Genomic DNA, 22066 nt, shown 5'->3' on the forward strand with positions numbered 1-22066 from the left:
AGGACCGCGGGGCCGGCCTGCCTCGCGTACGGCCAGTGCCCCGGCAAACCGGGCGCAAGCCGTACAGGCGAACCTACCCCTGGAACCTCGGGAAAGCGGCGCGACCCGCGTAGCGGGCGGCGTCGTCGAGAAGCTCCTCGATGCGCAGGAGCTGGTTGTACTTGGCCACGCGGTCGGAGCGGGCCGGGGCGCCCGTCTTGATCTGGCCGCAGTTGGTCGCCACGGCGAGGTCGGCGATGGTGGTGTCCTCGGTCTCGCCGGAGCGGTGGCTCATCATGCAGCGGTAGCCGCTGCGGTGGGCCAGGTCCACCGCGTCGAGGGTCTCGGTCAGGGTGCCGATCTGGTTGACCTTGACCAGCAGCGCGTTGGCGGTGCCCTCGGCGATGCCGCGGGCCAGCCGCTCGGGGTTGGTGACGAACAGGTCGTCGCCGACGAGCTGCACCTTGTCGCCGAGGGCCTTCGTGATGGCGTTCCAGCCCTCCCAGTCGCTCTCGTCCAGCGGGTCCTCGATGGAGACCAGCGGGTAGTTCGCGACGAGGTCCTCGTAGAAGGCGATCAGCTCGGTGGCCGACATCCCCTTGCCGTCGATGGTGTAGACGCCGTTCTCGTGGAACTCCGAGGCGGCCACGTCGAGGGCCAGCGCGACGTCCTCGCCCGGCGTGTAGCCGGCCTTCTCGATCGCGACCAGGATGAGGTCCAGCGCGTCGCGGTTGGACGGCAGGTTCGGCGCGAAGCCGCCCTCGTCGCCCAGGCCGGTGGCGTAGCCCTTCTCCTTCAGCACCGCCTTGAGCGCGTGGTAGACCTCGGTGCCCATCCGCACGGCCTCGCGGAACGTCTCCGCCCCGATCGGCGCGATCATGAACTCCTGGATGTCCACGTTCGTGTCGGCGTGCGCGCCGCCGTTGAGGATGTTCATCATCGGCACGGGCAGCAGGTGCGCGTTGGGACCGCCGAGGTAGCGGAACAGCGGCAGCTCGGCGCTGTCGGCGGCGGCCTTGGCCACGGCCAGGGAGACGCCCAGGATCGCGTTGGCGCCCAGACGGGACTTGTTCGGCGTGCCGTCCAGGTCGATCATGACCTGGTCGATGGTGCGCTGCTCGGCGGCGTCGAACCCGACGATCTCGTCGGCGATCTCGTCGGTCACGCCGAGGACGGCCTTCTCGACGCCCTTACCGCCGAAGCGCTCGTCGCCGTCGCGCAGCTCCACGGCCTCGAACTGGCCGGTGGACGCGCCGCTCGGCACCGCGGCCCGGCCCTGGCTGCCGTCGTCCAGCAGGATGTCGACCTCGACCGTCGGGTTGCCCCGGGAGTCAAGGATCTCGCGAGCGGTGACGCCCTCGATGGAAGCCACGAAGCACTCCTAAAGTCGCAGGACAGTTTGCCGCAGAAGCCTACCGAGACCCGCCCCGCGACACGGCGACCGCCGTCCTACCCACCGGTACGGCGGCCCTCGTCACCCGTCTCCCTCGTCTCCCAGGTGCGGACCCGGTCGCGGTAGGCGCGGGCCGCGGCGCGCAGCTCGGCCTCCGGGTCGAGACCCGCCTCGTGCGCCTGCCGCACCAGTGCGAAGAGCCGGGCCCCGAGGTCGCCTCCGGCCGCGGCGGGCGCGGCTCCGGCTTCGGCGGCCTCGTCCCGGACCGGGGAGGCGAGGGCGGCGGGGGCGCCGGCGCGGTCGGCGCGCCGCAGGAGCTGGGCGGCGAGGGAGAGCGCGGGCTGGCCCATCGGGACGCCGTCCAGGACCGACCCCGCGTCGCCGGCGTTCTTCGCCGCGCGCTCGGCGGCCTTGATGACCTCCCAGTTGTCGCTGACGTCCTCGGCGCCCTCGACCTTGACGTCGGCGAAGACGTGCGGGTGGCGCCGGACCAGCTTCGCGACGATCGCGTCGGCCACGTCGTCGATGTCGAAGCCGCCCTCGGCGTCCGGGCGGTCGCGGGCGACGCGGGCGTGGAACACCACCTGGAGCATCAGGTCGCCCAGCTCCTCGCGCAGGGCCGCGTGGTCGCCCTCCTCGATGGTCTCCAGCACCTCGTACGCCTCTTCGAGGAGGTACGGCACCAGCGACTCGTGGGTCTGCTTCGCGTCCCACGGGCAGCCGGTCCGCAGCCGGTCCATCACCGACACCAGGTCCAGCAGCCGGGCCCCCGGCAGGTCGTAGGAGCCCGGGACGACCTCGATCAGCGGCGGCTCGTCGAGCGCCAGCGCGGCGTGGCCGACCGAGCGCATCAGCGCCTCGTCGGCCTCCAGCCACACGACGTTCTCGCCCTGCGCCCTCCTGACCAGGGCGGCGGGGTCGGCGGTCACGACCTCGACGGCGATCCCGGCCTCGGCGAGGTAGGGCAGGAGCGGGTGGCCGGCCGCCTGGGTGAGCACCGGGCCCTCCTGGAGGACCTGCCAGGCGCGCCGGCTGAGCAGCCCCGGCGCGACCCGGGGCGAGGTGGTGACGACGATCAGGGGCATGTCCCCGAGGTTATCCGGCGTCCACGGCGCGGCCCGCACCGCCGCCGGGCCCCGGGCGGGACCGCCGCGGACCGCGGTCACGAGCCCCGGCGCGGGGCGCCCGCGTGTCCGGGCCCCGGGGCGGGGCTCATCCCGCCGAGCCGGAGCCCGGCGGGGCCACCTCACTGGAGGGGCGCGGCCTCCGGCGCCTTGCCGAAGCGGTCCTCGGCCGTGAAGATCTGCGGCTGCTCCTGGCTCGGCTGCGCGTTGATCTTGCCGTACCGCGGGTTCCACTCGATCCGCACGGACTTCAGGTCCTCGACCACCCGCTGCTGGCCGCGCTGCAGGGCCTCCTGGTCGGCGCCGCCGCCGTACTTGGCCATGAGCTTGGTGATCATCAGCCTCGCCCGGGTGTAGGCGCGCGCCTGCGAGGGCGCCACGGCCTGCTGCAGGAGCTGCTGCCCGTACTGGTCGGCGCCGCCCTGGGTGTTGATCGCCTGGTCGACCTCGCCGTCGGTGACCGTGACGCCGTTCTTCTCGGCGACCTTGGTGTACTGCCTGGCGGTGGCGAGCTGGTAGAGCACCACCTGCGGGACGCTGCCGGGGAACTGCAGCTGCGCCGGGGACAGGCCCGCCTTGGTCAGCGCGGCCTCGTACTCCCGGACGTTGCGCTCCAGCTCACCGGAGCTGATCCGGTCACCGCCCACGACGGCGGCGGCGCCGACCTGCGAGGGGGAGCAGGCCGTCAGAGCGACACCGGTGGCGATGACCGCCAGGATGACGCGAACTCGAGTCGACTTCACATGCGATCCCTTCACGACAAACGTCGCTTACCTTACCGCTACGCGCCCCCGGGACGTCCCCGGCGGGTGCTCCCCCGGGGGTCCGCCGCCGCCACGGCTCCGGAGCGCCCTCCAGGAACCCGCTACGACTTCGGAGCGCCCTCCAGGAACATCGCCTGGACCAGGTCGCCGCACCACTTCAGCAGGTCCAGGTCGCGCAGCGGCTGCCCGCCGAGCGGCCGGGTCTTGGGGACGGGCACCAGCAGCGTGCCGGCCGCCTGCTTCAGCAGCGCCTTGGGGTAGAGGCGCTGCAGCCGCACCTGCTGGGAGTCCCTCAGGTCCACCGGGGCGAACCTGATGTTCTGGCCCTGCAGGGCGACCTCGGTCAGGCCGGCCGTACGGGCGCGGATCCGGAAGCGGGCGACCTCCAGCAGGTTCTCCACCGGCTGGGGCGGCCTGCCGTACCGGTCGACGAGCTCGTCGCGCACCGCGGCGATCTGGGCGTCGGAGGCGACGGCGGCGATCCGCTTGTACGCCTCCAGGCGCAGCCGCTCGGAGGTGACGTAGTCGTGCGGGATGTGGGCGTTGACGGGCAGCTCGACCTTGACCTCCGGCCGCTCGGCCTCCTCGGCCGGCACGCCGGACAGCTTGGCCTTCTGCTCCTGGACGGCCTCGGCCATCATCCGGACGTAGAGGTCGAAGCCGACGCCGGCGATGAATCCGGACTGCTCGGCGCCGAGGATGTTGCCCGCGCCGCGCAGCTCCAGGTCCTTCATCGCCACGTACATGCCCGCGCCCATCTCGGTGTGCTGGGAGATGGTGGCCAGCCGCTCGTGGGCGGTCTCGGTGAGCGGCTTCTCCGGCGGGTACAGGAAGTAGGCGTAGCCGCGCTCACGGCCCCGGCCGACCCGGCCGCGCAGCTGGTGCAGCTGGGACAGGCCGTAGTTGTCGGCCCGGTCCACGATCAGCGTGTTGGCGTTGGGCACGTCGAGCCCGGACTCGACGATCGTGGTGCAGACGAGCACGTCGAACTCACGCTCCCAGAAGCCCACCATGATCTTCTCAAGCTGGTGCTCCTGCATCTGGCCGTGGGCGACGGCGACCCTGGCCTCGGGCACCAGCTCGCGCAGCCTCGCGGCGACCTTGCCGATGCTGGAGACGCGGTTGTGCACGAAGAAGACCTGGCCGTCGCGCATCAGCTCGCGCCGGATCGCCGCGCCGATCTGCCGCTCGTCGTAGGGGCCGACGAAGGTCAGGATGGGGTGGCGCTCCTCCGGCGGGGTGAGGATCGTCGACATCTCGCGGATGCCGGTCAGGCCCATCTCCAGGGTGCGCGGGATCGGCGTGGCGGACATGGCCAGCACGTCGACCTGGGTCCGCAGGTGCTTCATGGCCTCCTTGTGCTCGACGCCGAACCGCTGCTCCTCGTCGATGATGATCAGGCCGAGGTCCTTGAACCTGACCTCCGGGGAGAACAGCCGGTGGGTGCCGATCACCACGTCCACCGTGCCGTCGCGCATGCCCTCGACGGTCGCGGAGATCTCCGAGTCGGTCTGGAAGCGCGACATCGGCCGCACGTTCAGCGGGAAGCCGGAGAAGCGCTCGGCGAAGGTGGACAGATGCTGCTGGACCAGCAGCGTGGTGGGCACCAGCACCGCCACCTGCTTGCCGTCCTGCACGGCCTTGAACGCCGCGCGCACCGCGATCTCGGTCTTGCCGTAGCCGACGTCGCCGCAGATCAGCCGGTCCATGGGGACGCCGCGCTCCATGTCGCGCTTGACCTCGTCGATGGCTTCGAGCTGGTCGCCGGTCTCGGCGTAGGGGAAGGCGTCCTCCATCTCGCGCTGCCAGGGCGTGTCGGAGCCGAACGCGTGGCCGGGCGAGGCCATCCGGGCCGAGTAGAGGCGGATCAGCTCCCCGGCGATCTCCTTGACGGCCTTCTTCGCCTTGGTCTTGGCCTTGGCCCAGTCGGCGCCGCCCATCCGGTTCAGGGTGGGCGACTCGCCGCCGACGTAGCGGGTGACCTCGTCGAGCTGGTCGGTGGGGACGTAGAGGCGGTCGCCCTTGGCGTACTCGATGACGAGGTACTCGCGGGTGGCGCCCTGCACGGTCCGCTGCACCATCTCCACGTAGCGGCCCACGCCGTGCTGCTCGTGCACGACGTGGTCGCCGACCTTGAGCTGCAACGGGTCGACCATGTTGCGGCGCTTGGACGGCAGGCGCCGCATGTCCTTGGTGGACGCCTTCTGGCCGACCAGGTCCAGGTGGGTCAGCACGGCCAGGAAGGAGTTGACGAAGCCGTGTTCGACCAGGCCGGTGCTGACGTGCACGACCCCCGGCTCCGGCCGGTGGCCCAGGTCGCGCTCCAGGCGGGCGGGCATGTCCGCGCCGCGCAGCAGCTCGGCCATCCGCTCGGCGGGGCCGTACCCCTCGCTGAGCAGCACGACGACCTTGTCCTGGTCCAGCCAGCCCTTGATGTCGCTCAGCGCCCGCTGGGTGTCGCCGCGGTAGGACTCGGCCTCGCGCGCGGGCAGGACCACCGCCCCGCCGTCCGGGACGGCCCCCGCCGGGTCCTCCGGCCCGCCGTCCGCGCCGGCGCCGAACGGCGCGATCGACCACCACGGCTGGCCGAGCTGCCCGGCCCGCTCGCGGACGTCCTCCAGGGTGCGGAACGCCGCCGCCCCCAGGTCGATCGGCGCCTCGCCGCCTGAGGCGGCGTTGATCCAGGACGCCTCCAGGAACTCCTGGCTGGTGCGCACCAGGTCGTCGGCGCGGCCCCGGATGCGCTCCGGGTCGCAGACGAACACCGCCGACCGGGCCGGCAGGTGGTCCACCAGCAGATCCATCTCCCCGGCCAGGACCGGCGCGAACGCCTCCATGCCCTCCATGGCGACGCCGTCGGCGAGCTGGTCGAGGATCTCCGCGAGCGCCGGGTGGCTCTCCGCCAGCTCACGGGCGCGGTCGCGCACGTCGGCGGTCAGCAGCAGCTCTCGGCAGGGCGCGGCGAACAGTCCTTCCTCGGCCACCTCCAGCGACCGCTGGTCGGCGACCTTGAACCAGCGGATCTCCTCCACCGAGTCGCCCCAGAACTCCAGCCGCAGCGGGTGCTCCTCGGTCGGCGGGAAGACGTCCAGCAGGCCGCCCCTGACGGCCACCTCGCCGCGCTTCTCGACCATGTCGACGCGGTTGTAGCCGTTCTCCACGAGCCGGGCGACGACCTGGTCGAGGTCGGCGTCGTCACCGGCGCGCAGCCGTACCGGTGAGAGGTCGCCCAGGCCGCGCACGATCGGCTGGAGCACCGCGCGGACCGGCGCGACGATCACGCGCAGCGGGCCCGCGGCGGGGTCGCCCTCGACCGGGTGCGCCAGCCTGCGCAGTACGGCCAGCCGCTGGCCCACCGTGTCGCTGCGCGGCGACAGCCGCTCGTGCGGCAGCGTCTCCCAGGCCGGGAAGACCGCGACCGTGGCCGGGTCGAGGAGGCTCGCGACGGCGGCGGCGAGGTCCTCGGCCTCGCGGCCGGTGGCGGTCACCGCGAGCACGGCGCGTCCGCCCCCCTCGGCGCCGTCGCGGGCCAGCGCGGCCACCGCGAACGGCCGCAGCGCCGGCGGAGCGACCAGCGGCACGTCGGAGAGGTCCCCCGCGCGCACGCCCTCCAGCGCGGAGGTCAGCTTCGGCTCGGAGACGACGAGGTCAAGCAGTCCGGAAAGGCTCATCAGTTTCGCCCACAGCCCCACGATGGCAACACGATGGAAAACACGACTGCCCCCGGCCGGCGGGCGCGGGGGTGATGTCCCAAGGCTACTTGCACACGCCGGTCCCTCGTCGAGAGTGGTAAATGCACGGCGAATCGTCATGTGTTGACTACTCTCGGTGACATGTCTGAGGTACGGTCGGTCGTCGGTCACGACGACATGTTCGGTCGGCGCATCCGCGAGCAGTGGGCGGGGCTGCCGGGGCGGCGGCTCGACGTCCTGGTGGCCGGGTGCGGCCGGCCAGAGCCGCTGGATCTGGAGCGGGTCGAGGCGCGCGTCACCGGGATCGACGAGGATCTTCCGGTGCTGCGCGAGAGCACCTCCGCCCGCAAGGATCTCGATTCCTGGACGCTCGGCGACCTGCGGACGGTGCCGGTGCCGCCGCGGGCGTTCGACGTCGTGCACGTGCCCTTCCTGCTGGAACGGCTGGACCATCCCGAGCTGGTGCTCGACCGGTTGCTGACCGGCCTGCGCCCGGGCGGGCTGCTGCTGGTGCGGATGCGCGACCGGTCCTCGGCCTACGGCGCGTGCGACCGGCTGCTGCCCGCGCCGCTACGGCGGCTGCTGTGGCGCAGGTTCGCCCCGAAGGACGCCGTGGGGCCGCTGCCGGCCCGCTACCGGCCGGTCACGTCCCGCCAGGGGATGCACTCCTTCTGCCTGACGCGGGGGCTGATGGTCACCGACGACGCCTCGCAGCGGAGCGGCCCGGCGCTGCGGGGACGGATGGCGGGCCTGGCGGCCTTCGCCTGCTCCGCGGTGGAGAAGCTCTCAAGGGGCAGGTTCCCGGCCTCGCACGATGAGATCATCATGGTCATCCGCAACCCGCACAGCCACTTCGCCCGGGTGATCTGACCGGCCGCGGGCTGGTGCGGGCGCTCGGGTTGTGAGTAAGCTGATGAAATCCGACTAAGTCGATCGGGATTAGGGAGCAAGGCCGTGGGGATGGCGGGGAGATGACGGCGGAGACAGCGGAGACGGCGGCGCACGAGCACACCCCCGACGCCCGCGAGCTGGCCGACCTGGAGCTGCTGCTCTCGGGCGCGTTCCACCCGCTCACCGGCTTCATGGGACCGGCCGACGCGCACGCGGTGGCCGGGCACGGCACGCTGACCGACGGCACGCCGTGGCCGGCGCCCGTCACACTCGCCCTTCCCGGCGACCACCCGGCCGCCCCCGGCGACCGCGTCACGCTCCGCGACCCCGAGGGCGCCGCGCTGGCCGCGCTGACCGTCACCGAGCGGCGCGACGGCCTGGCCGCCGGACCGGTGGAGGCGCTGGGCGCGGCCGAGCACGGGCCGTTCGCCCGGCTGCGCCGTACGCCGGAGGAGGTCCGCAAGGAGCTGGCCGGACGGCCGGCGCTGGCCGTCACCATGCGCGGCCCGCTCGACGACCTGGAGGAGGTCCGGGCCGTCGCCCGGGAGCTGGACGCGGTCGTCCTGCTGCTGCCCCTGGTGTTCGGCGAGGGCGGGCCCGCGGTGGTCCGCGCCGCGCTGCGCGCCCGCGACCTGCTGCCGGAGGGCACGCTCGTGGCCGCGGTGCCGCTCGCGCCCCGCGAGGAGGCGGCCGTCGACCTGGAGCTGCGCGAGCGGGTGGCCGAGGCGTACGGCGCCGCCGAGCACCTGGCCGGTCCCGAGCCGGTGACCATCCCCGGCCCGCCGCACCGCCGCGGACTCGTGGTCTTCTTCACCGGCCTGTCCGGATCGGGCAAGTCCACCGTCGCCCGGGGGCTGCGCGACGCGCTGCTGGAGCGCGGCAGCCGTACGGTGACCTACCTCGACGGCGACGTGGTGCGCCGCCTGCTGTCGGCGGGGCTGAGCTTCTCCCGGCAGGACCGCGACCTCAACATCCGCCGGATCGGGTTCGTCGCCGCCGAGGTCGCCCGGCACGGCGGGCTGGCGATCTGCGCCCCCATCGCGCCGTACGCCGCGACCCGCGCCGAGGTCCGCGCCATGGTCGAGGACGTCGGCGCCGACTTCCTGCTCGTCCACGTGGCGACGCCGCTGGAGGAGTGCGAGCGGCGCGACCGCAAGGGGCTGTACGCCAGGGCGCGCGCCGGGCTGATCCCCGAGTTCACCGGCGTCTCCGACCCCTACGAGGAGCCCGACGACGCCGACCTGGTCATCGACACCACCGGGGTCTCCGTCGAGGACGCCGTCGGCCGGGTGCTCGATCCGCTGGTCCGTGGAGGGTGGGTCCGCTGAGGGCCCCTACCGAGGAGTGGTGAGCGACTCATGGACATCGACATCCCCCTGGCCCTCGGGTCCTTCCTCGTCGCGATCATCGTCGGCCTGACCGGCATGGGCGGCGGCGCGCTGATGACGCCGATGATGATGCTGTTCTTCAACGTCCCGCCGCTGGCCGCCGTCTCCAGCGACCTCGTCGCCTCGGCCGTGATGAAGCCGGTGGGCGGGATCGTCCACCTGCGGCGCGGCACGGTCAGCCTGCGGCTCGTCGGCTGGCTGTGCGCCGGGTCGGTGCCGGGCGCGTTCTGCGGGGTGCTGGTGGCCCGCGCGTTCTCAGGCGGCGAGGCGATCCAGCAGACGATCAAGTACGCCCTGGGCGTCGCTCTGCTGCTGGCCGTCGCGGGCCTGGTCGCCAAGGCGTGGCTGGCGCGGCGCGAAGGGCCCGTCTCGGCGGACCTGAGGTCCATCGTCGTGCGCCCAATCCCGACCTTACTGGTCGGTACGATCGGTGGAATCGTGGTCGGCATCTCCTCCGTGGGATCCGGCTCGCTGATCATCGTGGCGCTGCTCGCCCTCTACCCGGCGCTGAAGTCCAACCAGCTCGTCGGCACCGACCTCGTCCAGGCCGTGCCGCTGGTCGCCTCGGCCGCCCTGGGCCACCTGCTGTTCGGCGACTTCCAGCTCGACCTCACCACCTCGCTGCTGGCCGGCTCGATCCCCGGCGTCTATCTCGGCGCGCGGATCTCCTCCCGGGCCCCCGGCGGGGTGATCCGGGCGATCCTCGCGGTGGTGCTGCTGGCCTCGGCGCTGAAGCTCCTCGGCGTGGGCAACGCCGCCCTGCTGTGGATCCTCGCCGCGGCGGTGGCCGCCGGGGCCGTGGGCTGGTCACTCCTGCGGCACCGGGGTGGCGCCGAGGTAGGGGTCGTGGACGAGGCCGGCGAAGGCGCGGGCCGCGTCGGCGGTGGCGTCGAAGCGGGTGTCGCCGCGCGGCGCACGCGGTGAGTCGAAGTACACCAGCGCCTTGATCTGCGGATAGAGACGCATCTCCCGGCGGACCGCGGCGAAGAACGCCGCCTTGGCGCCGGGCCTGCCGGGACGCTCGAACACGCCCCACTCGGCGAGCATGATCGGCTTGTCCGGGAAGCGCCACCGCATCCAGCGGTGGAACCCGGGCCAGCCGGCGGCGTCCGGGCGCGTCCGGTCCACCAGCCCGGCGAAGCCGCCCGTCCCGGGGGAAGGGCCCGTTCCAGGGAAGGGGTCCGGTCCGGCGGGAGAGCCCGTCCGGCTCCCGGCCGAGGGGTCCAGGTAGGGGTCCAGGGCGACCCAGTCGACCACGTCGTCGCCGGGGTAGAGCCGCGTGAACCACGGCGCGACGGCCCAGTTGGGCGCGCCCATGTAGGTCATGACGGTGACCGCGTTGCGCACCCCCCGCTCACGCAGGCGCGTCACCACGTGCCGGAACATCGCCGCGTAGTCGGCGGCGGTCATCCCCGAACCGGGCTCCTCGCGCACGTCGTTCTCCGGCTCGTGATGGACGGTCAGGAAGAACCTGCCGGGGAAGGTCCGCCTGATGTGCCCGGCCAGCCGGTCGATCCGCCGGTCCAGCGCGCCCCGGGCGATCTCGGCCCAGGTGCGGTCGAAGGACGGCTTCCAGTTGACCAGCAGCAGCCGCGGGCCACCGGGACCGGCGGCGATCGAGCGTTCCCCGGCGGTGGGGAACAGCTCCGCGCCCCGGTGGTAGACGTGCACGATGCCGGCCCGGCGGCCCACGCGGGCCTCGGCCCGCTCCAGCGCCCGCGCCGGGGACCTCCCGGTGAAGACCTCCGGCGCGATGCCCCACCACGCCCCGCAGGTCGGGACGAGGATGGCGGTGGCCGCGCAGGACGTCGCGGGCGGAGGCGGGTACGGCGGGCCGATGGCCCCGGCCGGGGCGGGGCCGCAGGCGCCGAGGGCCGGAAGCAGCGCGAGGGCCAAGACCATGGAGACGGCGAATACTGCCTTTCTCCGGAAAACTTCCGGACAACCCGATATTCGCGGCAAATCAGCCTCCCTATTTGTTCTCCGGCCCACCGCTCCGTCCTTTCCTTCGGGTTTCACGCCGGCCGTACCGCCACATCCACGGTCCTTTCCTCCGAACCTCACCCCGAGCCGCGCCGCCGTCGGCGGCGAACCGTTCCGCCACCGGCCGCCGATCGGCTCCGCCGTCGAACGCGGGCCGTACGGCCTGCGGAAACGACGGGACGACGCGGGTTCCGGCGCACCCGAACCGCACGAGGGCGACGAATGAGAAATGTCCGATAAACGCTGGTCATCACACCTCGATAGACGAGAACAATCTAAAGAAAATCTTGTGTATCGGTCCGGTAAACCGGAAAGCCGACCTATAGTTCCTAGGGTTCTCAAGGCGTCGACCCGCCCGAGAGGGGCGCATGCCGAACGCCCCCTCGCGAAGGGTGTTCCAGGGTGCGGCGACGCGTCCCGGAAGCCCCGCGCCGACCGGCCCGCGTCGATCCTCGTGAAGGAGGTGCGTTCGATTGACGGCGTTCCACCCGGGCCCGTCCCCGGACGCGCCCGTCCGCCCCGGCGGAGACCTCACGGACCACGCCTCCCTGCTCCGCCGCAGGTGGCCGATCCTGCTGATCTTCATCACCGCCGGTCTCGGCTGCGGCGGCCTCCTGCTCCGGGTGGTCCCACCCTCCTACACCGCCTCCGCGCAGGTGCTCGTCTCCCCCACCGGCCTCCCCGAGCAGGTCAACCAGGTCACCGGCCGCCAGCGAGAGGCGCTCAACCTCGACACCGAGGCCCAGATCGCCAAGTCCGCGGTCGTGGCGGCCCGGGTCCGCGCCCTGCTCGGCCACGCCCCCGGGCCCGTCGAGGTCTCCGTCCCGCCCAACACCTCGGTCCTCGACCTCTCCTGCACCGCCGCCGACCCACGTGCGGCCGCGGCCGGGGCCTCCGCCTACGCCAGGGCGTACCTCGCCAACCGCGGCGAGTCGGCGGAGCAGACGCGAGACGCGCAGCTGCGGGCGCTGCTGGCCAAGCTGCGCCAGGTCAACACGAGCCTGGCGTCGGGCGCGGCGGCGCTGCCCCGCCTGGCCAGGGGCACCGCGGAGCGCACCCTGGCCGCCCACCGGCAGAGCGTCCTGGGCCGCCAGTCCGCGAGCCTGACCCTCCGGTACGACGCGCTGCGGACCGTCGCCGTCACCCCCGGGTCCGTGATCAGCGACGCCGTGCCACCGGCCGGGCCCAGCGCGCCCAGTCCTCCCCTGTACCTCGGCAGCGGCCTGATGACCGGCCTGCTCGCCGGGGCGGGCCTCGCCCGATGGCTGCCCGAGCGCCCGGTCGCCCGTCCCCGCCTGCGTCCCCGCCCCCGCCTGAGTTCCCGTCCCCGTCTGCGTCCCCGTCCCGGCGCCCGCCCCGATGCCCGGCGCCCGGTCGCGCTCGGAGAAGCGCCCGGAGAGGCGCCCGCCCGATGGTGAAAGTGCCGCACCGCGCGGCCTGGCCGATCGCCGCGCTGCTGGTGGGATACCCGCTGTGGTGGGCTCTGGGTCTCGGCGGGCTGTCGGTGGTCGCGCTCGCCCCGGCGATGGCACTGGTCCTGTGGCGGCGGCGGCCGATCAGGACGCCGCGCGGCTTCGGGCTCTGGCTGCTGCTGCTGGCCGGATACCTCGTCAGCGCGCTCATGCTCGGCGAGATGCCCCCGGGCACCTACGGCGAGTTCGGCCCCGGGCGGGTCGCGGGATACCTCATGCGCCTGGCCCTCTACGTCTCACTGACGATCATGGTCCTCTATCTCGGCAACCTGACCGAGCGGGAGCTCCCCCAGCTCACCCTGGTCCGCATGCTGGGCGCGCTGTTCGTCACGACCGTCGCGGGCGGCCTGCTGGGGGTCGTCGCCCCGCACGCCGACTTCACCTCACCGGTCGAGCGGCTGCTGCCCGCGGCGGTCAGCGGCAACTCCTTCGTCCACAACCTGATCCACCCCACCGCGGCGCAGGTGCAGAAGGTGCTCGGCCACGCGTCCCCGCGCCCGGAGGCGCCCTTCGAGTGGGCCAACGCCTGGGGCAGCAACGTCTCGGTGCTGCTGGTCTGGTTCGTGATCGGCTGGTGGGTGTACGGCGGGCCGCGCCGGCGTCCGGCCGTGCCGCCGCTGCTCGCGCTCGCCGCCGTGCCGATCGTCTACTCCCTCAACCGGGGGCTGTGGATCGGCCTGGGCGTCGGCGTCGCGTACCTACTGCTGCGCCTGCGCGGCCGGACCCGCGCCGCGCTCTGCGCGGCCGTCGCCGCGGCGGCGCTGGCGTTCCTGCTCTCCCCGTTGCGGACGATGGTCGCCCAGCGTCTGGACAACCCGCACAGCAACGACATCCGCGCCTTCACCGTCTCGGCCACCGTCGCCGCCGCACGCACCTCCCCGGTGATCGGCTACGGCAACACCCGCAACGCCACCGGCAACCACCGCACGATCACCACCGGGAAGACCGACTGGTGCGACACCTGCGGCCACCCGCCGCTGGGCAGCGACGGCCAGCTCTGGCACCTGATGATCACGCAGGGGTTCACCGGGGCCGCGCTGTACGTGGCCTTCTTCGCCGGGGCCGTCCGCCGCCACTGGCGCGACCGGAGCCCGATCGGAATGGCCGGGGTCCTGGTGATGATCCTCACCCTGCTCTACATGTTCGTCTACGACGGGCTGGTCACACCGCTCGGCCTGTACCTGATCTCCTTCGCACTCCTGTGGCGCAACCAGAAGGGCACGCCGTTCCCCGCCCGCCCCCGACCGGCCGTCCATGGAGGAGGCGCGTTCGATTGACCAGCCCCTGGACCGAGTACCGAGCGAGCCGCGCCGGCGACGCGCAGGCCCGGCTGCGCTACCTCGACCGGACCGTCCGCCTGCTGTTCCCCGACGACGGCGAGGCCCGCCCCCACAGCCTGCTCCCGCACCCCGTGCTCCCCCGCAGGCTCGTGCCACGGCGGTGGTGGCACCCCGGCAGAAGGATCATGGTCCCCTCCGGGGAGGACACCATCGAGACCTACCTCGGCGAGGCGCTGAGCGCGCCGGTCCGGGTCGTGCTGCACGTCCGCCCGGCCCGGCGGGCCAACCGCAAGCCGATCCTGGAGGCCCACACCCCGGACGGCCTGGCCGCCTTCGTGAAGATCGGAGACACCGGCCGCACCCGCGCCCTCGTCGCGAACGAGGCCCGAGCGCTCGGCCTGCTGGCGGACGTGCCGCTGAAGACCGTCGTCCCTCCGGTCGTGCTGCACCACGGGACATGGCGCGGCCTGTCGGTGCTCGCGCTGTCCCCGCTGCCCGTACGGCGCGGCCCGGTGCCCGAGGACCTGGTCGCCGAGGCGGTCGGCGAGATCGGCCGCCTCGGCCGGACCCGCAGGAACGGCCCGCCCGGCGACCTGGCCGGGTCCGGCGGGAGAGGTCCGACCGGCGAAGGGGATCCGGTCGGTGGAAACGGCCCGGTGGGTGGAGGGGGCCCGGCCTTCCCGAACGGCCCGGCCGACGGACCGGACGGGTTCGCCTGGCACGGTGACTTCTCACCGTGGAACATCGCGCGCGGCCCGGACGGGCGGCTGCTGGTGTGGGACTGGGAGCGGTTCGCCACCGGGGTGCCGCTCGGCTTCGACGCCGTCCACCACTTCTTCCAGCGCGCGCTGCGCCGTACGGATCCCGCCACCGCGGCCCGCGCCTGCGTGACCCGGGCGCTGCGCGTCCTGGCGCCGTTCGGGCTGACCGCCGCCGAGGCCAGGCTGACGGCCGCCCGTTACCTCATCGCCCTGGCCGACCGGCACGCCGCCGACGGGCACTCCCCTCTGGGCCCGCCCGCCCGGTGGCTCGGCCCCGCCGTCGACTTCGAGGAGGCCCTCGTCTGAGGCCCCTCCCCCTCTCCGAAGGAGAGGGGGTCCCCGACCTGACGACCTGATCCCCACGCGGAGAGGAGTTCACATGACCCCCGGGGTGAAGCGCCCGGTCCATGCCGTGTCCCGCGCCGCGGGACGGCTGACCGCCGGGCACCGGCTCCTGCCGTCCTTCCTGGTCATCGGGGCGCAGCGGTGCGGCACCACCTCGCTGTACCGGGCGCTGGCACAGCATCCGCTGATCCTCAAACCGGTGCTCCACAAGGGCGTCCACTACTTCGACGTGGCCTACGACCGGGGTCTCCCGTGGTACCGCGCCCACTTCCCCCTCCAGGTCCGCTCCGCGCGCCTCGCCCGTCGGTACGGCCACCGCCCCCGGGCGTTCGAGTCGTCCCCCTACTACCTCTTCCATCCGCTCACCGGCCCCCGGATCGCCCAGGACCTGCCCGGGGTGAAGCTGGTCGTGCTGGTCCGCGACCCCGTCGAACGCGCCTTCTCCGCGCACGCCCACGAACTGGCCCGGGGGTTCGAGACCGAGCCCGACTTCGCCCGCGCGGTGGAGCTGGAGGAGGAGCGGCTGGCCGGAGCGGAGGACGCCCTGCGCGCCCGCCCCCACTCGCTGAGCCATGCCCACCGCCACCACGCCTACCTCGCCAGGGGCCGCTACGCCGAGCAGCTCGCCCGGCTGGAGCCCCTGTTCGGCCGGGACCGGCTGCTCGTCCTGGACAGCGGGCGGTTCTTCGCGGAGCCGGAGGTCGTCTACGACCGGGTGCTGGAGTTCCTCGGCCTGCCGCACCTCGGCGACCCCCGGTTCGAGCGGCACAACGCCCGGCCGCGGCCCGCCCCGATGCCCGAGCCGCTCCGCCGTGAGCTGGCCGGACGCTTCGAGGAGTCCGACGCCCGGCTCTCACCGTGGCTCGGCACGGAGCCGTCATGGCGGCGCTGATCTCCCCGCGTCCGTCCGACCGCACCGCACCGGCCTCACCGGTCTCACCGGTCTCACCGGTCTCATTGGGCGGGACGGCACGGGCCGGTCTGGCCGGCCTCGCCGGGGCGGGGGCGGGCGCCGCCGCGCAGTTCGCGACGGTCGTGCTGGTCACCCGGGAGACGGACCGGCAGACGGCCGGGGCGTTCTTCACCGCGACGGCGCTGTGCCTGACCGTCGCCGGGATCCTGCGCCTGGACGCCGGAAACGGGCTGATCCGTCTCATCGCCCGGTCGCGTCCCCTGGGCTACGGCCCCGCCCGCGGCTACGTCCGCGCGGCGTTCGTCCCGGTCGCGGCGCTCTCGCTGACCGCCGCCACCGCCGCCGCCCTCCGTCCGGCCGACCCCGCCTCGCGCGTGCTGGCCTTCGCGCTGCCGGCGGTGGTGTGCGCCGAGGTCGCGGTGGCCGCGACGCGCGGGTTCGGCGCGATGCGGCCCACCGTCCTGCTCACCGGCCTGTTCCTGCCGGCAGCCCAGCTCGCCGGGGTGGCGTTGGTCCTCTGGACCGCGCGCACCGGCGCGGGAGGCCCCGCACCGGGCGCGTGGATCGGCATGACCGATCCGACCGCTCTGAGCGGCGGCGCGGGGGGCGCCGGGATGCCGCCCGCCGTACCGGCCATCGTCGACGCCGGATCGCCGTCGGCCATCGCACCGGACACCGCACCGGGCATCGCACCGGCCGCCGTGGACGCCGCCACGCTCACGGCGCTCGCGGTGGCCTGGGTCTGGCCATACGCGGCGGTCCTGGCGCCGGCCGCGCTCTGGCTGCGCCGGCGGCTGCCGCGCGGGCCGCGCACGCCGGGCGCCGCGCTCGACCTGTGGCGCGACACCTGGCCCCGATCGGCCGCCGCCGCCCTCCAGTCGGTCTTCCAGCGGCTGGACGTCCTGGTCGTCGCGGCGCTCGCCGGCCCGGCGGAGGCGGCCGTCTACACCGCGGCGACCAGGTTCAAGGTCGTGGGACAGCTCGCCGGGCAGGGGCTGGCCCACGCGGTGCAGCCCAGGCTGGTGCGCGCGCTGTCCGAGGGAGACCTGCCGCGCGCCCGCGCGCTGTACCAGTCGGCCACGATGTGGCTGGTCGCGCCGACCTGGCCGATCTGGCTGGGCTACGCCGTGCTCGCGCCGTGGCTGCTCGGCGTGTTCGGCGACGGCTACGCCTCCGGCGTTCCGGTGGCGCTCGTGCTGGCCGGGACGATGATGGCCGCCACCGCCTGCGGCATGGCCGACGTGGCGTTGTCCGCGGCCGGGCACACCCGCGCCGGCCTGGTCAACCTGGTGGCGGCCGTCGCGACGACCGTGGCGCTGGACGCGCTGCTGGTCCCGTCCGAGGGCGTGCTCGGCGCCGCCCTCGGCTGGTCCGGGGGAACGCTGGTCAAGAACCTCCTCCCGCTGTGGCGGATCAACCGCCTCTACGGCCTGCGCCCCTTCGGCGCGCACAGCGTCGCCGCGCTGACACCGTGGCGGTCACCATGGCGGTCACCGCGGCGATCACCGCGCCTCCGGGCCGGAGGCGGCCGATGACGCCGGTGCTGGTGACCGGGTTACCGAGGAGCGGCACGAGCTGGACGGGCAAGATGCTCGCCGCCGGGGGCGAGCTGGTCTACGTCAACGAGCCGCTGAACCCCGAGCATCCGCCCGGCGGCTGCCCCGGCGTGCTCGACGCCCGCGTGACCCACCGCTTCCAGTACATCTGCCCGGACAACGAGGCGGCCTGGCTGCGCGCCTTCTCCGGCACCGTCGCGCTGCGCTACCGCTTCCTGGCCGAGCTGCGCCGCAACCGCTCGCCGTACGACCTGGCGCGGCTGGTCCGGTACGGCACGGCGTTCACGCTGGGCAGGCTGGCCGGACGGCGGGCGCTGCTGGACGACCCCTTCGCGTTGTTCTCGGCCGGCTGGTTCGCCGAGCGGCTGAGCTGCCGGGTGATCCTGTTGCTCCGCGACCCGGTGGGACTGGTGGGGAGCTGGCGGCGGCTCGGCTGGGCCGTCAGTCCCCGCGAGCTGCTCGGGCAGCCACTGCTGGTCCGCGACCATCCGTGCCTGGCGGAGCTGCGCCCGCTGGCGGACTGCCGGGACCCCGTGACCACGACCGTCGCCCTGTGGCGGGCGGCCCGGGACGTCGCCGCCGCCCTCGCCGCGCGGCATCCCGGCATCCTGCTGGTGAGCTATGAGGAGCTGGCCGCCGACCCGGTGCGGGGCTTCCGCGGCCTGTACGACTGGGCGGGCCTGACCTGGTCCCCCCGCGCCGAGCGTCGCATCTCCCGTGCCTGCACCGCACCCGCCGGACGGCCGGGCGGCGGCTTCGCCTGGAGCGGCCTGTCCCGTACCGCATACCGCCCGATGGACTCCCGGCGGGCGGCGTCCGAGGCCGAGGCGCGGCTGAGCCGCGAGGAGGCCCACCGGGTCAGGCGGCTGGCCGCCCACTGATCCGCGCACGGCCGGCCGTACAGCCGGTCATGACCGGCGCGACCGGTCAGCCGGAGAGCGCGGTCGTCGTCCCGGGTGGCGACGCCCCTACCGGCTCCCGCGTCACGCGTGGGGCCGCCTCGGACGCCACGAAACCACGACGAGGCCGGGAAATTTCTGAAACCGCGTAATCGGGGCGAGCGGCCGGACTCCTTCCTCTGTGAACGAAAGGAGTTCGGATTGAGCAGGTTGAGATTCATCCTCATAGCGGTGCTGCTGTCGTCGATGGGCGGAGCGGGTCTGGCCGTGCCGTCGCCCGCGGTGGCAGCGGCTCCGGCGGCCCAGTCGCGATTCGCCTGCGACGGGGTGGACACCAAGGACAAGGGCTGGGTGCTGCCGATCTACGTCCACCAACCCGGGCAGGACGCCTGGGAGGCCGACAGCGCCGCCCTGCTGAACACCATCTGGGAGACCGACCAGACGGTCGACTCCAGCGCGGAGCGGTTCGGGGTCTCCCGGCGGATCCGGTTCGTGCAGGACGGCGACTGCCGTCCGGTGGTGGCGAAGCTGCCGTTCACCAAGGGCCGCAACCGGGCGGAGATGGGCAAGGCGATGGCGGAGAACCTCGCCTCCCAGCCGGCCCTGGTGCGGACGCTCTGGCAGACCAACCGGGTCAAGCCGCTGTACCTCGTCAGGGACAACGAGATCACGGACTCCTGCACGGGCGGCGGCGCCAACGCCGGTCTGAGCACCGGGAACGTCATCCTTCCGCGTTGGTGCTGGAGCGAGGCCGGGCTCACCCACGAGTTGATCCACAGCTTCGGGCTCTCGCACTGCGACGGGGGCGGCGTGAACGGCAACGACCCGGTCTGCCGGAACATGGGCACCCGGAAGGAGTGCACGAGCGACCCCGCGTCCAACTACCACCTCGACTCGTGCCGGATCGACGACTTCCGGTACTTCGAGCCGACGCCCGTACGGCAGCCGGAACTGGAAAAGATCAGGAACGTCGCGTTCAGCCCGTACCTGATCCAGGACCAGCCGAGCCCGGTGTGGCGGTTCCGCATCAGGGTGGTGGACGGCGGCAGATGCCTCGACGGGAGCGCGACGCAGGTCGTGCAGCGCGCGTGCACGGACGGCGCCGCGCAGACGTGGCAGCGCGGCATCGACGACGACGGGTACCTCACGATCCGCAACGCGGCGAACGGCCGCTGCCTCACCATGGCGGACACCGTCGTGACCGGTCCGTGCGCGAAGAAGGACAGAGCGCAGCAGTGGCTGCCGGAGGCCGGTCAGGACAGGACCAATTTCGCCGCTCGCGCCGGCGGGAAACTGACCGTCAAGGACGACCGTGACGGCGGAGCGGTGGTACGTGACGGCAAGGGCGAGTTCGTGGCCGAACTGCTGGGCGGCCTGGCCTCCTCGCCCACCAGGCCGGGCTCCCCGGCCCCGACGGCCACGTCGCGGCCGACCACCGGCCCGACCGGGACGCCGACCACCAGGCCGACCGCGTCACCGACCTCCGCTCCGGAGCCGGCCGTCACATCGGGACCGGTCGAGTCGATCGACCCCACCCCCGTCCCCGCCGAGACTCCCGTGCGGGGCCGGAGCGTCCGGTTCAGGAGCACGTACGGCACCTGCCTGACCTCGTCCGGCACCAGGGTACGCCTCGGCGCCTGCGGCGCCACGTGGAACGTCGTGACGGTCGGCGAGCACGTGCAGCTGCGCCGCCAGAACCGCTGCATGGCGCTCGGCGAGGTCAGCGGCGGCAAGCGTCCGGTCGTCCTGGTCAGGTGCAGCGGGGCCGCCAAGGGGCAGCGCTGGTCGCTGGAGAAGGCAGGCGGCTCGGTCACGCTGAGGAGTGCGACCACGAGGGCCACCCGGCTCGTCGCCCTCTCCGCCAAGCACACCGGCGTCTACGCCAAGGCTGCGTACCAGAAGAATTCCGCCAAATTTACACTCAAGTAAGTGATCGAACCGGACACTGACGACCCGGCCCTGACGCGAATGGTCAGGGCCGGTGACGACCGTGCCGTCTCCGAGTTGTACGAGCGGCACCACCCGGCCGTCATCGCCTTCGCCCGCCGCCTGTGCCGGGACCCGCACACCGCCGAGGACCTGGCCAGCGAGGCGTTCGCGCGGACTCTGCGAACCGTCCGGAACGGCCCGGCCGGTCCGACCGGCGACTGGCGTCCCTACCTGTACGCGGTGGTCCGCAACACGGCGGCGGAATGGGCGCGTTCCGATCAGCGGTTCGTCCTGACCGACGAGTTCCGCGAGAACGATCTCACGACGAACGCGCCGGAGCCGCCGGACGATCTCGTGACCCGCGCCTACCGCTCGCTGCCTTCACGCTGGCGGACCGTGATCTGGCACACCCTGATCGAGGACGAGGAGCCCGATCGGGTCGCGAAGATCCTCGGCGTCACCCCCGGCAACGTCGGCGTGCTGGCCTTCCGCGCCCGCGAGGGACTGCGCAAGGCGTATCTGGCCGCGTACGTGTCCGGCGCGTCGCCCCGCTGCCAGGAGTACGCCGAGCCGCTGGCGGCGGTGGTGCGCAGGGGGAACGGCCGCCCTCCGCGGGCGCTGCGCGCGCATCTGGAGTCCTGCGCGAGCTGCGCCCGGGCGCACGCGGAGCTGCTCGACCTCAACACCACACTCCGCGCTGCGTTGCCGATCGCCCTGTTTCCGCTCGCCCTGGGAGCGGGGGCGGGTAGGTGGACCGCGGCGGGAACAGGGGTGCCGGGCGCGGCGGGCACAGGGGTGCCGGGCGCGGCGGAGGCCGGGACATCGAGCGCAGTGGGGACCGGGACACCGACCGGGACGGAAGCCGGGCTGGGGACCGGGACACCGACCGGGACGCCGGTCGCCGCGTCGAAGGGAGCCGGGGCGCCGGGCTGGGTGATCCCCGTGTCGGGGGTGACGGCGATCGCCGCCGCCGTGGCCGTGACCGTGGCCGTGTTCGGCTCGCCTGCGGACCCGGCCCCCTCCCCGCCCACGCGGATCACCGCTCCCGCGCCGGGCTCGTCACCCACCCCGGAACCCACCCGCCTGAGGACCCGGCCGCCCGAATCCACCCGCGCGAGGACCCGGGCACCCGCTCATGAGAGAACCCCCACCGCCCGGGTGACGACACAGGGATCCGCGTCGCCGTCTCCCCGCGAGCCCACTTCCCAGCCGGGCACCCGGATCGCCCACGCGGGCCGATGCGTCGGCGTGGCGAGCGGACTGGTGGCGGCGCTGCCGTGCGCCGACCCACGTACGGCCTGGCGTACGCGGGGCGGGACCCAGCGGTTCCAGCTCGTCAACCTCGTCAGCGGACGCTGCCTGTCCGCCGGCGAGCGGTACGACACCGTCGCCTTCAACGGCGGCGGCATGCTCGCGGTCCGGATCAGGCCGTGTGCCTCCGCGCCGGCCCAGCTCTGGCACCGCCCGGCCTTCAGCGACGGCGTGCGCCGTCTGGTGAGCGTCCCTTCCGGCAAGGCGCTGTCCCTCGGCGAGGAGTTCGCCGGCAAGCGTCCGCCGACGGCGTTCATTCTCTACGGCCCCTACACCGGCTCAGCCGATCAGCGCGTCACCCTCGTGGACGGCTGAGCCGTGCAAGTGCGGGGCGGCGCGGCTCCGCCGATCAGCGCGTCACCCTCGTGGACTGCTGAGCGCCGTGG

General features: G+C 73.6%; 16 protein-coding genes. 11 read left to right on the forward strand and 5 right to left on the reverse strand.

Going from position 1 to position 22066, the window contains the following annotated elements; translation table 11 throughout:
• Positions 1 to 73 precede the first annotated feature (73 nt).
• From eno to mfd, 4 genes are all read right to left on the reverse strand, one after another.
• On the reverse strand, positions 74 to 1351 hold the full coding sequence (gene eno / locus ACZ6W9_RS27295) for a phosphopyruvate hydratase (protein ID WP_362931080.1): 1278 nt from the start codon (positions 1349 to 1351) through the stop codon (positions 74 to 76).
• A 77-nt stretch (positions 1352 to 1428) separates the two neighbouring features.
• Entirely contained in the window at positions 1429 to 2457 is a 1029-nt protein-coding gene (locus ACZ6W9_RS27300; protein WP_470120311.1) for a nucleoside triphosphate pyrophosphohydrolase, read from the reverse strand.
• A 161-nt stretch (positions 2458 to 2618) separates the two neighbouring features.
• Entirely contained in the window at positions 2619 to 3239 is a 621-nt protein-coding gene (locus ACZ6W9_RS27305; protein ID WP_389956915.1) for a SurA N-terminal domain-containing protein, read from the reverse strand.
• Between the two features lie 122 nt (positions 3240 to 3361).
• On the reverse strand, positions 3362 to 6931 hold the full coding sequence (gene mfd, locus ACZ6W9_RS27310) for a transcription-repair coupling factor (protein WP_470120313.1): 3570 nt from the start codon (positions 6929 to 6931) through the stop codon (positions 3362 to 3364).
• 162 nt (positions 6932 to 7093) lie between these two features.
• Between mfd and ACZ6W9_RS27315 the strand changes: the two genes are divergently transcribed.
• The 3 genes from ACZ6W9_RS27315 to ACZ6W9_RS27325 all read left to right on the forward strand — a co-directional run bounded on the left by ACZ6W9_RS27315 (position 7094) and on the right by ACZ6W9_RS27325 (position 10155).
• Positions 7094 to 7822 carry a class I SAM-dependent methyltransferase gene (locus ACZ6W9_RS27315; RefSeq protein WP_362931072.1) on the forward strand — a complete coding sequence of 243 codons (729 nt, stop codon included), beginning with the start codon at positions 7094 to 7096 and terminating at the stop codon, positions 7820 to 7822.
• Positions 7823 to 7923: 101 nt separating this feature from the next.
• Positions 7924 to 9171 carry an adenylyl-sulfate kinase gene (gene cysC, locus ACZ6W9_RS27320; RefSeq protein ID WP_389956922.1) on the forward strand — a complete coding sequence of 416 codons (1248 nt, stop codon included), beginning with the start codon at positions 7924 to 7926 and terminating at the stop codon, positions 9169 to 9171.
• Between the two features lie 30 nt (positions 9172 to 9201).
• Positions 9202 to 10155, forward strand: coding sequence for a sulfite exporter TauE/SafE family protein (locus tag ACZ6W9_RS27325; RefSeq protein ID WP_389956925.1), 954 nt, complete (start codon positions 9202 to 9204; stop codon positions 10153 to 10155).
• Here the strand turns inward: ACZ6W9_RS27325 and ACZ6W9_RS27330 are convergent.
• The gene (locus tag ACZ6W9_RS27330; RefSeq protein ID WP_389956928.1) at positions 10039 to 11133 is read right to left on the reverse strand and encodes a glycoside hydrolase family 26 protein; all 1095 of its coding nucleotides are present in this window, start codon (positions 11131 to 11133) and stop codon (positions 10039 to 10041) included. The two genes, ACZ6W9_RS27325 and ACZ6W9_RS27330, sit on opposite strands and share 117 nt — an antisense overlap.
• Positions 11134 to 11687: 554 nt before the next feature.
• On the opposite strand from ACZ6W9_RS27330, the gene ACZ6W9_RS27335 reads away from it, so the two are divergent.
• From ACZ6W9_RS27335 to ACZ6W9_RS27370, 8 genes are all read left to right on the forward strand, one after another.
• Positions 11688 to 12632 (forward strand): Wzz/FepE/Etk N-terminal domain-containing protein, encoded by a 945-nt coding sequence (locus ACZ6W9_RS27335; RefSeq protein WP_470120317.1) that lies wholly within the window; start codon positions 11688 to 11690, stop codon positions 12630 to 12632.
• Positions 12626 to 13963, forward strand: coding sequence for a hypothetical protein (locus ACZ6W9_RS27340; RefSeq protein WP_389956934.1), 1338 nt, complete (start codon positions 12626 to 12628; stop codon positions 13961 to 13963). Before ACZ6W9_RS27335 ends, ACZ6W9_RS27340 begins: the two co-directional genes overlap by 7 nt.
• A complete protein-coding gene (locus ACZ6W9_RS27345; protein WP_389956937.1) occupies positions 13960 to 15033 on the forward strand; it encodes a hypothetical protein in 1074 nt (357 codons plus the stop codon). The genes ACZ6W9_RS27340 and ACZ6W9_RS27345 overlap by 4 nt, the downstream gene beginning before the upstream one ends.
• 73 nt (positions 15034 to 15106) lie before the next feature.
• A complete protein-coding gene (locus ACZ6W9_RS27350; protein ID WP_389956940.1) occupies positions 15107 to 15964 on the forward strand; it encodes a sulfotransferase domain-containing protein in 858 nt (285 codons plus the stop codon).
• Complete coding sequence (locus tag ACZ6W9_RS27355) at positions 15952 to 17520, forward strand: lipopolysaccharide biosynthesis protein (RefSeq protein WP_389956943.1); 1569 nt, start codon at positions 15952 to 15954, stop codon at positions 17518 to 17520. Before ACZ6W9_RS27350 ends, ACZ6W9_RS27355 begins: the two co-directional genes overlap by 13 nt.
• A complete protein-coding gene (locus tag ACZ6W9_RS27360; protein WP_470120320.1) occupies positions 17517 to 18422 on the forward strand; it encodes a sulfotransferase in 906 nt (301 codons plus the stop codon). Before ACZ6W9_RS27355 ends, ACZ6W9_RS27360 begins: the two co-directional genes overlap by 4 nt.
• A gap of 219 nt (positions 18423 to 18641) precedes the next feature.
• Positions 18642 to 20369 (forward strand): RICIN domain-containing protein, encoded by a 1728-nt coding sequence (locus ACZ6W9_RS27365; RefSeq protein ID WP_470120322.1) that lies wholly within the window; start codon positions 18642 to 18644, stop codon positions 20367 to 20369.
• The gene (locus ACZ6W9_RS27370; protein WP_470120324.1) at positions 20370 to 21995 is read left to right on the forward strand and encodes a sigma-70 family RNA polymerase sigma factor; all 1626 of its coding nucleotides are present in this window, start codon (positions 20370 to 20372) and stop codon (positions 21993 to 21995) included.
• Positions 21996 to 22066 lie beyond the last annotated feature (71 nt).

This window comes from Streptosporangium sp. NPDC053982 (assembly GCF_055585205.1).

What these genes read in the sequence shown, in the direction of transcription:
- ACZ6W9_RS27360 (WP_470120320.1), top strand. Translation starts at nt 17,517, where the DNA reads ATGACGCCGGTGCTGGTGACCGGGTTACCGAGGAGCGGCACGAGCTGG.
- ACZ6W9_RS27355 (WP_389956943.1), top strand. Translation starts at nt 15,952, where the DNA reads ATGGCGGCGCTGATCTCCCCGCGTCCGTCCGACCGCACCGCACCGGCC.
- mfd (WP_470120313.1), bottom strand. Translation starts at nt 6,931, where the DNA reads ATGAGCCTTTCCGGACTGCTTGACCTCGTCGTCTCCGAGCCGAAGCTG.
- cysC (WP_389956922.1), top strand. Translation starts at nt 7,924, where the DNA reads ATGACGGCGGAGACAGCGGAGACGGCGGCGCACGAGCACACCCCCGAC.
- ACZ6W9_RS27330 (WP_389956928.1), bottom strand. Translation starts at nt 11,133, where the DNA reads ATGGTCTTGGCCCTCGCGCTGCTTCCGGCCCTCGGCGCCTGCGGCCCC.
- ACZ6W9_RS27350 (WP_389956940.1), top strand. Translation starts at nt 15,107, where the DNA reads ATGACCCCCGGGGTGAAGCGCCCGGTCCATGCCGTGTCCCGCGCCGCG.
- ACZ6W9_RS27325 (WP_389956925.1), top strand. Translation starts at nt 9,202, where the DNA reads ATGGACATCGACATCCCCCTGGCCCTCGGGTCCTTCCTCGTCGCGATC.
- ACZ6W9_RS27300 (WP_470120311.1), bottom strand. Translation starts at nt 2,457, where the DNA reads ATGCCCCTGATCGTCGTCACCACCTCGCCCCGGGTCGCGCCGGGGCTG.
- ACZ6W9_RS27315 (WP_362931072.1), top strand. Translation starts at nt 7,094, where the DNA reads ATGTCTGAGGTACGGTCGGTCGTCGGTCACGACGACATGTTCGGTCGG.
- ACZ6W9_RS27340 (WP_389956934.1), top strand. Translation starts at nt 12,626, where the DNA reads ATGGTGAAAGTGCCGCACCGCGCGGCCTGGCCGATCGCCGCGCTGCTG.